The organism is Streptomyces sp. NRRL F-5126 (assembly GCF_000721265.1).
In the GTDB taxonomy this organism is placed as follows: domain Bacteria; phylum Actinomycetota; class Actinomycetes; order Streptomycetales; family Streptomycetaceae; genus Streptomyces.
Window position 1 is genome coordinate 424,467 of the sequence record NZ_JOFZ01000008.1, and the last position, 14,759, is coordinate 439,225.

Annotated in this window: 13 protein-coding genes, 3 tRNA genes and 1 riboswitch; of the genes, 14 read left to right on the top strand and 2 right to left on the bottom strand. The window is 72.6% G+C overall.

The genetic code is table 11. The features are described from left to right. Positions 1-255: 255 nt before the first annotated feature. From IH48_RS0120025 to IH48_RS0120090, 14 genes are all read left to right on the top strand, one after another. A complete protein-coding gene (locus IH48_RS0120025; protein ID WP_030906136.1) occupies positions 256-2,367 on the top strand; it encodes a DEAD/DEAH box helicase in 2,112 nt (703 codons plus the stop codon). A gap of 121 nt (positions 2,368-2,488) precedes the next feature. Beyond that, positions 2,489-2,561, top strand: a tRNA-Lys gene (locus IH48_RS0120030). Positions 2,562-2,710: 149 nt separating this feature from the next. Next, positions 2,711-3,679: a metal ABC transporter solute-binding protein, Zn/Mn family gene (locus tag IH48_RS0120035; RefSeq protein WP_030906139.1), complete on the top strand. Its 969-nt coding sequence runs from the start codon at positions 2,711-2,713 to the stop codon at positions 3,677-3,679. Then, complete coding sequence (locus IH48_RS0120040) at positions 3,676-4,644, top strand: metal ABC transporter ATP-binding protein (protein ID WP_078849871.1); 969 nt, start codon at positions 3,676-3,678, stop codon at positions 4,642-4,644. The genes IH48_RS0120035 and IH48_RS0120040 overlap by 4 nt, the downstream gene beginning before the upstream one ends. Next, positions 4,637-5,560: a metal ABC transporter permease gene (locus IH48_RS0120045; protein ID WP_051840187.1), complete on the top strand. Its 924-nt coding sequence runs from the start codon at positions 4,637-4,639 to the stop codon at positions 5,558-5,560. Before IH48_RS0120040 ends, IH48_RS0120045 begins: the two co-directional genes overlap by 8 nt. Then, positions 5,557-6,468: a metal ABC transporter permease gene (locus IH48_RS0120050; RefSeq protein WP_078849872.1), complete on the top strand. Its 912-nt coding sequence runs from the start codon at positions 5,557-5,559 to the stop codon at positions 6,466-6,468. The genes IH48_RS0120045 and IH48_RS0120050 overlap by 4 nt, the downstream gene beginning before the upstream one ends. 132 nt (positions 6,469-6,600) lie before the next feature. Further along, positions 6,601-7,461, top strand: a complete 861-nt coding sequence (locus tag IH48_RS0120055) for a helix-turn-helix domain-containing protein (protein ID WP_030906149.1) — start codon at positions 6,601-6,603, stop codon at positions 7,459-7,461. Positions 7,462-7,551: 90 nt separating this feature from the next. Further along, positions 7,552-7,625 (top strand) — tRNA-Lys (locus tag IH48_RS0120060). Positions 7,626-7,713: 88 nt separating this feature from the next. Further along, positions 7,714-7,926: a hypothetical protein gene (locus IH48_RS0120065; protein ID WP_030906152.1), complete on the top strand. Its 213-nt coding sequence runs from the start codon at positions 7,714-7,716 to the stop codon at positions 7,924-7,926. Positions 7,927-8,011: 85 nt separating this feature from the next. Further along, the gene (locus tag IH48_RS0120070; protein ID WP_078849873.1) at positions 8,012-8,203 is read left to right on the top strand and encodes a hypothetical protein; all 192 of its coding nucleotides are present in this window, start codon (positions 8,012-8,014) and stop codon (positions 8,201-8,203) included. Between the two features lie 67 nt (positions 8,204-8,270). Beyond that, positions 8,271-8,344 (top strand) — tRNA-Met (locus IH48_RS0120075). A 158-nt stretch (positions 8,345-8,502) separates the two neighbouring features. Then, the gene (locus IH48_RS0120080) at positions 8,503-9,741 is read left to right on the top strand and encodes a PP2C family protein-serine/threonine phosphatase (RefSeq protein WP_078849874.1); all 1,239 of its coding nucleotides are present in this window, start codon (positions 8,503-8,505) and stop codon (positions 9,739-9,741) included. Between the two features lie 287 nt (positions 9,742-10,028). Then, a riboswitch (cyclic di-AMP (ydaO/yuaA leader) is annotated at positions 10,029-10,185 on the top strand. Positions 10,186-10,572: 387 nt separating this feature from the next. Continuing rightward, a complete protein-coding gene (locus IH48_RS33500) occupies positions 10,573-11,574 on the top strand; it encodes a M23 family metallopeptidase (RefSeq protein ID WP_051840232.1) in 1,002 nt (333 codons plus the stop codon). Between the two features lie 55 nt (positions 11,575-11,629). Continuing rightward, entirely contained in the window at positions 11,630-12,574 is a 945-nt protein-coding gene (locus IH48_RS0120090) for an aldo/keto reductase (RefSeq protein ID WP_030906163.1), read from the top strand. Between the two features lie 29 nt (positions 12,575-12,603). Here IH48_RS0120090 and IH48_RS0120095 read toward each other — a convergent pair whose 3' ends face one another. Together IH48_RS0120095 and trmB are read right to left on the bottom strand one after the other, a co-directional pair. After that, the gene (locus tag IH48_RS0120095) at positions 12,604-13,902 is read right to left on the bottom strand and encodes a PrsW family intramembrane metalloprotease (protein ID WP_078849875.1); all 1,299 of its coding nucleotides are present in this window, start codon (positions 13,900-13,902) and stop codon (positions 12,604-12,606) included. A gap of 59 nt (positions 13,903-13,961) precedes the next feature. After that, positions 13,962-14,708 carry a tRNA (guanosine(46)-N7)-methyltransferase TrmB gene (gene trmB / locus IH48_RS0120100; RefSeq protein WP_030906169.1) on the bottom strand — a complete coding sequence of 249 codons (747 nt, stop codon included), beginning with the start codon at positions 14,706-14,708 and terminating at the stop codon, positions 13,962-13,964. Positions 14,709-14,759 lie beyond the last annotated feature (51 nt).

Sequence of the window (14,759 nt, forward strand, 5' to 3'; positions counted from 1 at the left end):
CCCGAGTCGTCGGGGAAGCCGGGCGTGGAAGGGCGGGTGGGCGTGGTGTGAGCGGCGTCTCCCGGAACCGATTTGCCTCAGGTGCCGGGGGCTGCGTATGGTAGTAGATCGTTTGATCATTTCCCCGGCGCCGAAAAGGAAGAGCGCCGTGTGGCGCGTACTCTCCCTTACCGTGGCTGACCGCATTGAGGCGGTCGATAGGTGAAACACGGAGTTTGGGCGCGTGCCGAGACTCCGGAAGGTTTCGCATTTCGCATGTCCGTTTCCAGTACTGACCAGGCCGTCATGCCCGAGAACGACGGTCACGAGAACGACGGCCACGAGGCGCCCGCCGCCGCCGAGCCCGCCACCGCCACCGCTCCTGTCGAGCCCGCCGAGGCCGAGGCGGCTCCCGAGCCCAGCTTCGCCGACCTGGGCCTGCCCGAGTCCATCGTGCGCAAGCTCGCGCAGAACGGCGTGACCAGCCCCTTCCCGATCCAGGCCGCGACCATCCCGGACGCGCTCGCGGGCAAGGACATCCTGGGCCGCGGCCGAACCGGCTCGGGCAAGACGCTCTCGTTCGGCCTGCCGCTGCTCGCGACACTGTCCGGCGGCCGCACCGAGAAGAAGAAGCCGCGCGGCGTCATCCTCACGCCGACCCGCGAGCTCGCGATGCAGGTCGCGGACGCCCTCCAGCCGTACGGCGACGTCCTGGGCCTCAAGATGAAGGTCGTCTGCGGCGGTACGTCCATGGGCAACCAGATCTACGCCCTGGAGCGCGGTGTCGACGTCCTCGTCGCCACCCCGGGCCGCCTGCGCGACCTCATCAACCGCGGCGCCGCCTCGATGGAGCAGATCCAGGTCGCGGTCATCGACGAGGCCGACCAGATGTCGGACCTGGGCTTCCTGCCCGAGGTCACCGAGCTGCTCGACCTGGTGCCCACGGGCGGCCAGCGGATGCTCTTCTCCGCCACCATGGAGAACGAGATCAACACCCTGGTCAAGCGCTACCTGACCGACCCGGTCAGCCACGAGGTGGACAGCGCCCAGGGCAACGTCACGACCATGTCGCACCACGTCCTCGTGGTGAAGCCGAAGGACAAGGCCCCCGTGACGGCGGCGATCGCCGCGCGCAAGGGCCGCACGATCATCTTCGTCCGCACCCAGCTCGGCGCCGACCGGATCGCGGAGCAGCTGCGCGACTCCGGCGTCAAGGCGGACGCGCTGCACGGCGGCATGACGCAGGGCGCCAGGACGCGCACGCTGGCCGACTTCAAGGACGGCTACGTCAACGCGCTGGTCGCCACCGACGTCGCCGCGCGCGGCATCCACGTCGACGGCATCGACCTGGTGCTCAACGTGGACCCGGCCGGCGACCACAAGGACTACCTGCACCGCTCGGGCCGTACGGCGCGCGCCGGCAAGTCCGGCGTCGTCGTCTCCCTCGCGCTGCCGCACCAGCGCCGCCAGATCTTCCGGCTGATGGAGGACGCGGGCGTCGACGCCTCCCGTCACATGGTGGGCGGCGCCGGCGCGTTCGACCCGGAGGTCGCCGAGATCACCGGCGCCCGCTCGCTCACCGAGGTGCAGGCCGACTCCGCGAACAACTCGGCCAAGCAGGCCGAGCGCGAAGTCGCCGACCTGACGAAGCAGCTGGAGCGCGCACAGCGCCGCGCGGCCGAACTGCGCGACGAGGCGGGCCGCCTGGTGGCGCGCGCAGCACGCGAGCGCGGTGACGACCCGGAGGCAGCGGTCGCCGAGGTGGCGGCCGAGGCCGAGCGCGCGATCGAGGAGGCCGCGGCGCAGGCCGCCGCCGCCGAGGCGGAGCGCCAGCGCCGGCGGCGCGACGAGCGCGGCAACTTCGAGCGCAGGAACGACCGTGGCGACGGCGACCGTGGCGGTTTCCGCCGTGACGACCGCGGTGAGCGTGGCGACCGCGGCGGGTTCCAGCGCCGTGACGACCGCGGCGACCGTGGCGGGTTCAACCGCGACCGCCGTGACGACCGCGGCGGCTTCCGCCGTGACGACCGCGGTGACCGTGGCGACCGCGGCGAGCGTGGCGACCGTGGCGACCGCGGTGGGTTCCAGCGCCGTGACGACCGCGGCGACCGCGGTGGTTTCAACCGCGACAGGCGCGACGACCGCGGCGGCTTCAACCGCGACCGCCAGGGCGATCGCGGCGGGCGCTCCTTCGACCGCCGTGACCACCGCGAACACCGCGGCAGCGACCGCCCGTTCAACCGCGACCGCCGTGACGACCGCCCGTCGGGCGGCGGCTACCGCGGCGGCTCGTCGGAGCGCCCGTACGGTCGCCGCGACGACCACCGCGGCGGCGCCGGCTCGTTCGGCCGCCGCGACGACAAGCCGCGCTGGAAGCGCAACGGCTGACGCGGTGACGACTGACGCGGTACCGGCTTGACGGCGGGCCCGCTCCACCTTCGCGGTGGGGCGGGCCCGCTGCCGTCGAAGCCGCAACGGCCCGCCGGACTATGCTCGGTGTGCCGTACAGGGGCCGTTAGCTCAATTGGCAGAGCTCCGGACTTTTAATCCGTTGGTTGTGGGTTCGAGTCCCACACGGCCCACCTCTCCTCGCCCCTCTCTTTGCCTCGCCGGCTCCTCGCCTCGCGCTGCCTCCTGCCCATGCCCTGCTCGTATCACGAAACGGCAATGATTTTCATATCCGCACGAGGGTGCCTGGTATTGAAAGTCGTTTTCATTTAGCGTTGCGGTCATGAACGCCCATGCCTCCCGTCTCGCCCTCGGCTCCATAGCCGCCGCTGCCGCCCTGTCCGTCGCCGCCTGCTCCACCTCCCCGGGCGCGGGCGGCGGCTCGTCCGATGCCTCCGCCGCCGCCGCGAAGAGCGCCGGCACCCGCATACCCGTCGTGGCGGCCGAGAACTTCTGGGGCAGCATCGCCTCCCAGCTGGGCGGCGACCACGTGAAGGTCACGAGCATCATCGACAACCCCGCCGCCGACCCGCACGACTACGAGCCGACCGCGGCCGACGCGCGCGCCGTCGCGGGTGCGCGGCTCACCCTCGTCAACGGAGTCGGCTACGACTCATGGGCCGGCAAACTGCTCGCCGCGCAGCCCGGGCAGGGCCGCACCGACCTGAACGTCGGCAAGCTCGTCGGCGTACCCGCCGACGGCAACCCGCACCGCTGGTACTCGCCGGACGACGTCCATCAGGTCATCGAGCGCATCACCGCGGACTACAAGAAGCTCGACCCGGCCGACTCCGCCGACTTCGACCGGCTCAAGAGCACCTTCGAGAACACCACGCTCGCCCCCTACGACAAGGAGATCGCCGACATCAAGGCTGCCTACAAGGGCACGCCGGTCGGCGCCTCCGAATCGATCTTCGCGCCGCTCGCGCAGGGCCTCGGCCTCGACCTGCTCACCCCCGAGTCGTTCCTCGACGCGATCAGCGAGGGCACCGACCCCACCGCGAAGGACAAGTCCACGATCGACCGGCAGATCGCGGACAAGCAGATCAAGGCCTACGTCTACAACTCCCAGAACGCCACGCCCGACGTGCGGGCGCAGGTCAAGGCAGCCAAGGCGGCGGGCATCCCGGTCGCCACGGTCACCGAGACGCTCACGCCCGCGGGCGCCTCCTTCCAGGACTGGCAGGTGCGCCAGCTCAAGGGCATCAAGGCCGCGCTGGCGAAGGGCACGGGCAAGGGGCAGGAGAAATGACCGCGGCTGACACTGCGCCGCTCCGTGCCGTCGCGGACCCCGCCGCGCCGCCCGTGGTGTCGCTGCGCGGCGCCGCCGTGCGCGTCGGCGGCAGGACCCTGTGGTCCGGGGTCGATCTGGACGTCGGCCCGGGCGAGTTCGTCGCCGTGCTCGGGCCGAACGGCGTCGGCAAGTCGACGCTGGTCAAGGTGGTGCTCGGCGTCAGGCAGCCGGCCGCGGGGCAGGTGCGGGTGCTCGGCGCCGCGCCGGGGCGCGCCGGGGCGAGCGTGGGCTACCTGCCGCAGCGCCGCAGCTTCGACGCGTCCCTGCGGATGCGGGGCACGGACATCGTCAGGCTCGGCTGGGACGGCGACCGGTGGGGGCTGCCGCTGCCGGCCAGGTTCCGCCGTGGGGCCGCGGCCGCGTCGGCACGTATCGCCGAGGTGATCGGGCTCGTCGGCGCCGAGGGGTACGCGGACCGCCCGATCGGCCAGTGCTCGGGCGGCGAGCAGCAGCGGCTGCTGATCGCGCAGGCGCTCGTGCGCCGCCCACGGCTCCTCGTGCTCGACGAGCCCCTGGACAGCCTCGACCTGCCGAACCAGGCCGCCGTGGCGGCGCTGATCGGCCGGATCTGCCGGGAGGAGGGCGTCGCGGTGATGATGGTCGCGCACGACGTCAACCCGATACTCGCGCACCTCGACCGGGTGGTGTACCTCGCGGAGGGCGGCGCGGTGACCGGCCGGCCCGAGGACGTCATCACGTCCGCCACGCTGTCGCGGCTGTACGGGACGCCGATCGAGGTGCTGGCCACGTCGGACGGCCGGCTCGTGGTGGTGGGCCAGCCGGAGGCGCCGGCCCGCCACGTCGACCGGCACGCGGACGGCGGAGGCGGGTCCGCCGTGCCCGCGCCCCGCGACGCCCTTACCGTCGCGGCAGGCCCCGCGCCGTCGGCGCCGCCCGTCCGGGGGGACGAGCGCCGTGCCTGACGTCCTGCTCGCCGCGGGCGCGCTGCCCGTATGGTCCTGGAACCCGGTGGCCGACCTGCGGGGGATGTGGGCCTTCCCCTTCATGGTGAACGCCTTCCGCGCGGGCACGCTCGTCGCCGTCTGCGCGGGGGCCATGGGGTGGTTCATGGTGCTGCGCCGGCAGAGCTTCGCCGGCCACACCGTCGCCACGGTCGGCTTCCCCGGCGCCGCATGCGCCGCCCTGCTCGGCGTGTCCGTGAGCTACGGCTACTTCGCGTTCTGCGTGGCGGCCGCGCTCGTCATCGCCGCCATGCCGCGCGGGGGACGCGCCTCGGGCGGCCACGAGTCGGCGGTCACCGGCACGGTCCAGGCCTTCCTCCTCGCCTGCGGATTCCTGTTCACGACGCTGTACCACGGCCTGCTCGGCGGCTTGACGTCCCTGCTGTTCGGCAGCTTCCTCGGCATCACGAACAGTCAGGTGTGGCTGCTGCTCGCGGTCACCGCCGCGGTCCTCGCCGTGCTCGCCGCCGTCGGGAGGCCGCTGCTGTTCGCGTCCGTCGACCCGGACGTGGCGGCCGGGCGCGGCGTGCCGGTGCGTGCGCTGTCCGCGCTCTTCCTCGTCCTGCTGGGCGCGGCGACCGCCGAGGCCAGCCAGATCACCGGGACGCTGCTCGTCTTCGCCCTGCTGGTGATGCCGGCGGCCGCGGCGCAGGCGCTGAGCGCCCGGCCCGCGGCGAGCCTGGCGCTCGCGGTCCTGATCGCGGTCGCGGTGACGTGGGCGGGGCTCACCGTCGCGTACTACTCGCCCTACCCGGTGGGGTTCTACGTGACGACGTTCGCCTTCGCCGCGTACGTACTCTCGCGCGGCGGACGGTACGCACGCGAGCGGATCGCGCGCCCGGCCCCGGCGCCGCTGCCCGCGGGGGGTGCGGCATGACGGCGCACGCCCTCGCAGCAGGCACTCTCGCCTCGCACGCACTGGCCGCGGGGGCGGGGAGCGGCTGGTTCGCCGCGTTCACGCACCCGTACTTCCTGCACGCCTTCCTCGCCGGGTCCGCGATCGCGCTCGCCGCCGGTCTTACGGGGTACTTCCTCGTGCTGCGCGCGCAGGTGTTCACCGGCGACGCGCTCAGCCACGTCGCCTTCACCGGGGCGCTCGCCGCACTGGCCGGCGGCTACGACCTGAGGCTCGGCCTGTTCGCCGCGACCGTGGCCGTGGCCCTGCTGATCGGCACCATCGGACGCGGGGGCCGTGCGGACGACGTGGCCATCGGGTCGGTCTTCGCCTGGATCCTCGGGCTCGGCGCCTTCTTCCTCACCCTCTACACGACCTCGCGCAGTGCCGGGAACGGCGGCGCGGGGGTGTCCGTCCTGTTCGGGTCGCTCTTCGGCCTGTCGGCCGGGCAGGCCCTGACGGCGGCACTGGTGGCCGCGGCCGTCTGCGCGGTGCTGCTGCTGATCGCCCGCCCGCTGCTGTTCGCGTCGGTGGACGAGGCGGTGGCCGCCGCGCGCGGGGTGCCCGTACGCCTGCTCGGCCTGGTCTTCCTCGTCCTGGTCGGCGCGTGTGCGGCGGAGGCCACCCAGGCGGTCGGGTCGCTGCTGCTGCTCGGGCTCCTCGCGGCCCCCGCGGGCGCGGCGGCCCGGCTCACCGACCGCCCGTTCCGCGGCCTGGCGCTGTCGGCGGGACTGGCGCTCGCCGAGATGTGGGCGGGGCTCGGGCTGAGCTACGCGGTGCCCACGCTGCCGCCGAGCTTCGGGATCATGGCGGCCGTGGCGTCGGTGTACGGGCTGACGTTCCTGAAGGGAGCCGGACACGGCCGGGCGAGGCAGCCGTCCCCGGCATGAGGCGCCCGGGGGGACACGGTTCGGGTCACGACGCGGATCACGAATACGGGCAAAACGGGGCGAGTGGTCCCGCACGCGCGTTCTCCCGCCTGTGGCAGACTGCCACCATGCCAGCACTGGGGGATACGGATCATGAGTGAGGCCCGGTCCGCCCCGACCATAGGGCAGCTCGTTCTGAGCAGGCAGCTGCGCGGGCTCCGGGAGCGGGCGGGCGTCACCCGCGAGCAGGCGGCGAAGCTGCTGCACGTGACGGTGGCGACGATCCGGCGCATGGAATCCGCCGAGGTCGCGCTGAAGATCCCGTACCTTCAGGTGCTGCTGCCCGCGTACGGGGTCGACGCGGCCGGCGTCCAGTCGTTCCTCGACATCACCGAGGAGGCCAACAAGCCCGGCTGGTGGCAGCACTTCCACGATGTGCTGCCCGGCTGGTTCAGCGGATACGTCAGCCTGGAAGAGGCCGCGAAGACGATCCGCACGTACGAGCCGCACTTCGTGCCCGGCGTCCTCCAGACGGAGGAGTACACGCGGGAGATCCTGCGCACGGGCGCGATCGGCCGGCTCGACCCGGACCGCGTCGAACGGCACGTGGCGCTGCGTGGGCGCCGCCAGGCGCTGCTGACCAGGAAGGACGCGCCCACGTACTGGGCGGTGATCGACGAGACGGTGCTGCTGCGGCCCGTCGGCACGCCCGAGTTGATGCGCGACCAGATCGGCCGCCTGCTGGAGATGGCGGAACTGCCCAACGTGACGCTCCAGATGGCGGAGCTCTCGGCGGGCCACCACCCAGGCACCTACACGTCGTTCGTGCTCTTCCGGTTCGAAGCGCCGGAGGTGCCGGACATCGTCTACGTCGAGTACCTGACGGGCGCGCTCTACCTGGACGACGTGACCGAGGTCGCGGAGCACAAGGAGGCCATGGACCGCATGGTCGCGCACGCGGAGTCCGCGAGCCGGACGAAGCAGATCCTGTCGGACCTCTACAAGCGCTTCTGACGGCCGCGCTCCCTGCTCGGCCGCGGCCGGTGTCCGCGACCCCGGGCTCGGGCACGTCTCGTGCCGGCGTCGGACTATGCTTCGCCGTGCGGGCCGTTAGCTCAATTGGTCAGAGCAGCGGACTTTTAATCCGTTGGTTGTGGGTTCAAGTCCCACACGGCCTACTTCTCCCGCCCGGCGCCGCGGTGCTCCTGGGAAAGGAATGCGCCCAGGAGGCTGCGGAGCGCGCCGGTTCGTCGCACGCTTGGCCTTATGAGTGACGCACCGATCGTCGTGCACAGGGCCTCGGGCACCGGTGGCCGGCGGGTGACGGTCCGTGGGCAGATCATGGGTCTCGCCCACTCGGACGGCGACCTGGTCGAGTTCCTGCGCAGGGCGGGGCTGCCCGACGCCGGCGACCTGCTCGACGACCCGGGGTGGGTGGAGTGGCAGGGCGGCCCGCCGCACGATTACGCGACGCGGTGACCCCCCACGTGTCCTGTATCACACGTGGCCCCACGGGCCCCGTACGCTCCGCCGACTGTCAGTGGCGGCCCGTAGTCTTGTACCCATGTTCGCTTCCTTGTCCGACACCGTCGACGAGCCTGGTTCCGGGCGCTCGGCCGCCGATGTCAACGCCCGTATCCGTGCCCTGTGGGCGCGGGCCGGAGCCACGCTCACCCCTGCCGAGCAGGAGCGTTACCAGGAGCTGCTGGTCGAGTGGGCGGCCGCGGTGAAGGCCGACGTGGTGCCGGCCGCGTAGTCGCGGCGGCCGCCGCCCCGCAGTGGTGACGATCTTGGTCCGCATGGCGTAGTGTTGTACTCACCGACGCGGGGTGGAGCAGCTCGGTAGCTCGCTGGGCTCATAACCCAGAGGTCGCAGGTTCAAATCCTGTCCCCGCTACTCAGAGACCGAAGGCCCGGATCCCATGGATCCGGGCCTTCGGTGTGTTTCGTACGCCAGTCGGTCGACGGCGATTCGCCGCCCGGCGCCGCGGCGGCCAGCCTGGTAGGGGCGGGGTACCGTCCGAGCCTCAAGGAGACCGGCAGGAGAGGCCACTCGTGGGCAAGTCGGGGCGCGACACGCGCGGCCGCAGGGGCGGCAAGGGCTCGCGTGGTGTGCGCATCGCGCGTGACTGGGTCGCGCGCCGGGACGGCGAGCCGTCCCGCGGCGAGGTGGCGGCGAGTCCCCGCCCCAACAAGGTCATGTTCTGGCTGCCCGTCATCGTCATCGCCGTGGGTGTCGTCTTCGACGCGCTGACGCCGACCCGCTTCACCGCGTCCCCCTTCTTCGCGGCGGCCCCGATGGTGGCGGCCCCGTTCTTCGGGCTCCTCGGCACACTCGTCACCGGGCTCACCGGGCTGGCGTGCGAGGTGCTGCTGCGCTACGACGACGGCACGCTCGCCAGGCCCGAGGCGGTGGGCGACCTGCTGACCGTGGTGACCGTCACGGTGCTCGCCATGGGCATCAACCGCATCGTGCGGCTCAGCGGCGAGCGACTGGCATCCGCGAGCATCATCGCCGAGATGGCGCAGCGCGCGGTGCTGCCGCAGCCGTCGGAGCGGATCGGCGGACTGCACATCGCGGCGCGGTACGAGGCGGCGCAGGAGGACGCGTTCATCGGCGGCGACCTGTTCGCCGTGCAGGACACCCCGCACGGGGTGCGTCTCATCGTCGGCGACGTGCGCGGCAAGGGGATGGACGCCGTCGAGACGGTGGCCGTGCTCGTGGGCGCGTTCCGCGAGGCGGCCGAGCAGGAGCGCACGCTGGAGGGCGTCGCCCACCGGCTGGACCGCGCGCTGACGCGTGAGGGCACGCGGCGCGCCGAGCGCGACTCGTCGGAGTCGTTCACGACGGCCGTGCTGGCCGAGGTCCCGCACAGCGGCGGCGTCGTACGGCTCGTCAACCGCGGCCACCCCGAGCCGATGCTGCTGGAACCCTCGGGGACGGTGCACACGCTGGACCCCGGCCAGTTCGCGCTGCCGCTGGGCATGACGGAGATCGGCTCCTGGCCGGACCGCGCGGACGAGCGCCCCTATCCGCCGGGCGCCACCCTGCTGTTCTACACCGACGGCCTGTCGGAGGCGCGGGACAAGGACGGCGTCTTCTACGACCCGGCCGCGCGTCTTGACGGCCGGATCTTCCCGGGACCCGAGGAGATGCTCGACGCCGTAGTGGGGGACGTACGCGTGCACACGGGCGGCGGCAGCAGCGACGACATGGCGCTGCTCGCGGTGAGCAGGCCGGCGGAGGGGCAACCGGAACGGCGCAGGATCATGAGCGTCGTGCCGCCGCTCTGAGTCCCGGCCGTGGGCAACCCGGGAGTGTCACCGTGCGTGAGCGTTCGCGAGCGCTCCGCACGGCCGAGTGGAGTGCGGTTGCGCGGCGCGGCGTCCGCGACGGCCTCGGCGGGGGTGACCGGCACGCTGAGGGCGGGTCAACTCGCCCCAATCCGCCTGGTTCTGTCCCGGTTGATCCGATGCGAAGTCGTTAAACGATCACCGGGAACGGCTTGGAATAACGACCGGATCTCTATTAACGTTCGATAACGCAGCGCGGTCGTCCCAGCCGTCGCCAGAGGCGGCTCCGTGCGCGTGCGCCGAATCCCGCGAGGGAACCGGGGAACCAACCATTGGGGTGAATCGGGCGCTACCTGCCACCGCTGAGGCGGCCGGGCGCACCCGTAGGAGACCTTCCTGCTCCGAACCCGTCAGCTAACCCGGTAGGCGAGAAGGAAGGAAAGGAGTGTCGCCCTCGTGGCGTCCAACAAGCCTGCCCCGGAACCCCCGTTCCAAACACGCCCCTTCGGCGCTGCCGCCCCGTTCGAAGGCGCGGCGTACAACGCCACCGCGTACAACGGCGGTCCGCACATGGAGACTTACCCCGGGACGTACGGATCACACGCCCCCGCGGTCGGATACGGCGGCGGCCAGGGCAACGGTGGCGGGTACGGCTACGGCAACCAGGGCCTCGCGCCGCGTCAGGCACCGGCCCACGCACAGGGCCCTTACGCCGCCCCGGCGTTCGCCTTCCCCGAGGAGGCGGCCCCGCCGGCCGGGCCCGCGTACGACGACGGCCCGGCATTCGACGACGGCCCGGCATTCGACGAGGGCCCGGCGTTCGACGAGGGCCTGTCCGAGGAGGAGGAGAAGGCGTGGGGTGCCTTCTCGGCCGAGGAGGGGTCGGCCACCTCGATCTCCCCGCTGCGCGGCAAGCACCGCGTCGTCAAGCAGCGCGGCGGCCTTGCCCGCAGCTCCACCGTGCTCGGCGTCGGCGTCATCGCGGCCGTCGGGGCCGGCGGGGTCGCGGCCGCCCAGGGCAAGCCGCCCGTCTCCATATCCGTGCCCGACGCCATCACGGACCACATCCCGCAGAGCGTGGCGTCGATCCCGGTCGTCGGGTCGATCGTGCCGGACAAGAAGGCCTCGCCGCAGGATGTCCTCGCGAGCGAACCGCTCACCACGGCGGGCATGACCACCGCCGACCTCAAGCACGGCTCCACGGACGCCGGCGAGGCCCTGCGGGCGCGGATACTCGAGCAGGCCGCGGCGCAGCAGCAGGCCGCCGACGACACCGCGCAGCAGCAGGCCGAGCAGCAGGCGGCCGCCAAGGCGCACGCCGAGGCGGAGAAGCAGCAGGCCGCGGCGCACAAGAAGGCGGAAGAGGCCAAGAAGAAGGCCGCCGCCGAGGCGAAGAAGAAGGCGGAGGCCGAGCGCCTCGCCAAGCTGGCGAAGAGCTACACGCTCCCCGTCTCCTCGTACAGGATCACCGGCACCTTCGGCGAGCCGGGTTCGATGTGGTCGTCCGGCTACCACACAGGCCTCGACTTCGCGGCCCCCACGGGCACGCCGATCAAGGCCGTGCACGGCGGCACGGTCGTGTCGGCGGGCTGGGCGGGCGCCTACGGGTACCGCACGGTCGTGAAGCTCGACGACGGCGAGGAGCTCTGGTACTGCCACCAGTCGTCGATGCTCGTGTCGGCCGGGCAGAAAGTCACCACCGGCGAGGTCATCGGCCGTGTCGGCGCCACCGGCAACGTGACGGGGCCGCACCTGCACCTGGAGGTCCACACGGCCGCGGGCAAGGCGATCGACCCGAGGCCCTGGCTCGAGGCGCACGGCCACACCCCCTGACCGGCCGGCGGGAGGGGGCTGCGCGGGCGCTGCCGCCTGCGGGTTCAATGGAGGCATGACCGATCGACGCCCGCTGGGCCCCTCCGACCTGACCGTCTCCCCTCTCTGCCTGGGCGCCAACGTCTTCAGCTGGAGCGCCGACGAGGCGACGACGTTCGACGTCCTCGACGCGTACGCGGCGGGCGGCGGCAACTTCGTCGACACCGCCGACTCGTACGGGCGGGCGGCGGACGGGTCCAAGGGCGGCGGCTCCGAGGCGCTGATCGGGAAGTGGATGGCGGCGCGCGGCAACCGCGACGACGTCGTCATCGCGACCAAGGTCGGCAACCACCCCGAGTACAAGGGCCTCGCGCCCGAAACGATCAGGGCCGCCGTCGAACTGTCGCTGACCAGGCTCGGCACCGACCACATCGACCTGTACTACACGCACTTCGACGACGAGTCCGTCCCCGTCGAGGACATCATCGGCACGCTCGACGCGCTGGTGAGGGAGGGCAAGGTGCGCCAGATCGGGGCCTCCAACATCAGCCCGGAGCGGCTGACCGCCTCCCTGGCCCTCTCCGAGCGCGAGGGCCTCGCACGCTATGTCGCGCTCCAGCCGCACTACAACCTGGTCTCCCGCGACACGTACGAGGGCCCGCTGCAGGACGTCGTCGCGGACAACGGCCTGAGCACGCTGCCGTACTTCTCGCTGGCCGCGGGCTTCCTCACCGGCAAGTACCGGCCGGGCACCCAGGTGGAGAGCGTGCGCTCCGGCAGGGCGGGCGCCTACGTGGAGACCGACAGGGGACGCAAGGTGCTGGCCGCGCTCGACGGCGTGGCGCAGGCGCGTGGCGCCGAGGTCGCGACCGTCGCGCTGGCGTGGCTGGCGCAGCGCCCCACCGTGGCCGCGCCCATCGCGTCGGCCCGCACGCTCGAACAGCTGCCCGCGCTGCTCGCGGTGCAGGACCTGCGCCTGACGGACGACGAGATGGCGGAGCTGACGACGGCGTCCGCCTGAGGACACCCGGAGTCGGCTCGCGAGCGGGGCTAGAGGCGGTACGGGTTGAAGCCCGAGTGGTCCAGATACGGGGGCGGCGCCCAGACCCGGCCCGTGGCGCGCGCCGCGTGCAGCAGCGCGTGCCCGGCCGGCTCCCGGCGCTCCCATATTCGGGCCAGCAGCTCGCGCTCGCGCACGGCGAATTCGGCGGCCGGCACCGCCCCGCGCTCCGCCTGCCGGCGCAGGGCGGCGAGGGCCGTCGCGTGCCGCCCGTACTCCGTGACGGCCTTCGCCGCCGAGGTGCCGTACGTGCGGCCCGCGAAGTCGCGTGCCATGGTCCTGGCCCGCATCGAGGACAGCGCGCAGGGCACGGCCGGGTCGAGCCAGCCCGCCGCCACGTACGCCGGCAGGACGTCGGAGACCATCCGCAGGCCTCGCTGGCGTGCCCATATCGTCAGCCACGTGACGAGGCCGAACACGGGCACCATGAACAGGGCGTAGACGATGTAGAAGCCGAACGGCCGGAAGAACCCCGACGAGGCGTTCCACAGCGCGTGCATGCCCATGGCCAGGAGCAGCCCGGTCAGCGGCGCCGCCACCCGCAGCGCCTTCGCGTGACGGCCGCCGACGAGGGTCCTCAGCCCGAAACCGACGCCGGTGAGCACGGTGAACAGCGGATGCGCGAACGGCGACATCACTATCCGGACGAAGAACGTGGCCACCGTGAACGAGGCGATCCCCGTGCCGCCCAGCAGCTTGTCCTCACCGAAGGCGTTGCCGAGGTAGAGGATGTTCTCCGTGAACGCGAAGCCGGTGGCGGTGAAGCCGGCGAAGACGATGCCGTCGACCACGCCGGTGAAGTGGCGCCGCCGGAAGAGGAACAGCAGCAGTACGGCCGTGCCCTTGGCGCTCTCCTCGACGACGGGCGCTATGGCCGTGGCCCCCAGGGACTGCGCGCCCGCGGGGTCGGCCGTGGCGGTCGTCAGCCATTGCGTCGCGAACGAGTTCGCGATGATCGCGATGAGCGCGGCGGCGCACGCACCCCAGGCGAACGCGAAGGCCAGGTTGGACCAGGGGCCCGGGTCCACCCGGCCGACCCAGCGGAAGACGGCCACCAGCACCGGCACGGGCGCGATGGCCAGCGCGAGCCCGACGAAGAACCCCTCCGTGCCCGTCTGGTCGCGCACGAGCGCCAGGATGACGAGGCCGCAGAGTGTGAGCAGCGTGACGAGAGCACCGATCCGCACCCCGCGGCGCCGCGCCAGCGCGCGCCCCCGCTCTCGCAGTGACCGGCCGCCGAGGCGCATCGCAGGCCGCGGCTGAAGGAACTGCGGGGTCGATTCGCTCACGTATTGACCCTAACGAGGGTCACTGACAACGGCGATGGCGCCTTCGGCCCCATTCGGGCTCATTTTCGCCGGAACAGCAGGTCACGCACCACGTGCCCCTTGTCGAGGCCCTGGCCCTCGAAGCGGGTCAGCGGCCGGTGGGCGGGCCGCTCGGCGAAGCCGCCGCCGGGTGCCGTGTTCTGATACGCATCGTGCTCGTCCAGGACGGCCAGCATCTGCTCGGCGTACGGCTCCCAGTCGGTCGCGCAGTGCAGCACGGCGCCCGGGGCCATTCGGGTGGCGGCCAGGTCCAGGAACTCCGGCTGGACGAGCCTGCGCTTGTGGTGGCGCTTCTTCGGCCAGGGGTCGGGAAAGTACACGCGGATCCCGGCGAGCGACGCGGGCGCCAGCATTTCGCGCATCAGGATGACGGCGTCCCCGTTGGCCACGCGCACGTTGGTGAGCCCCTCGCGCTCGGCGAGCGCGAGGAGGTTTCCCTGTCCCGGGGTGTGGACGTCCACGGCGAGCAGGCCGGTGCCGGGATCCGCGGCGGCCATGCGGGCGGTCGTCTCGCCCATGCCGAACCCGATCTCCAGCACGACGGGCACCGCGCCGAACATCGCGTCGAGGTCGAGGACCCGCTGCCCGTCGACGTCGAAGCCCCAGGTGGACCAGAGTCGCCTGATGGCGTCGGCCTGCCCGGCCGTCACGCGGCTGCGGCGCGGCTGGAAGCTGCGGATGCGCCGCTCGAAGTGTTCCCCGGCGGGGTCGGCCGCGGGGCCGCCGTCGGGGAACAGCCGGCTGGGGGTCTCGGACTGGGGGGACATGGTGCACCCATCGTAAACGGCCGCCGGGCGCCGCCGGGTCCCGCGCCGGCC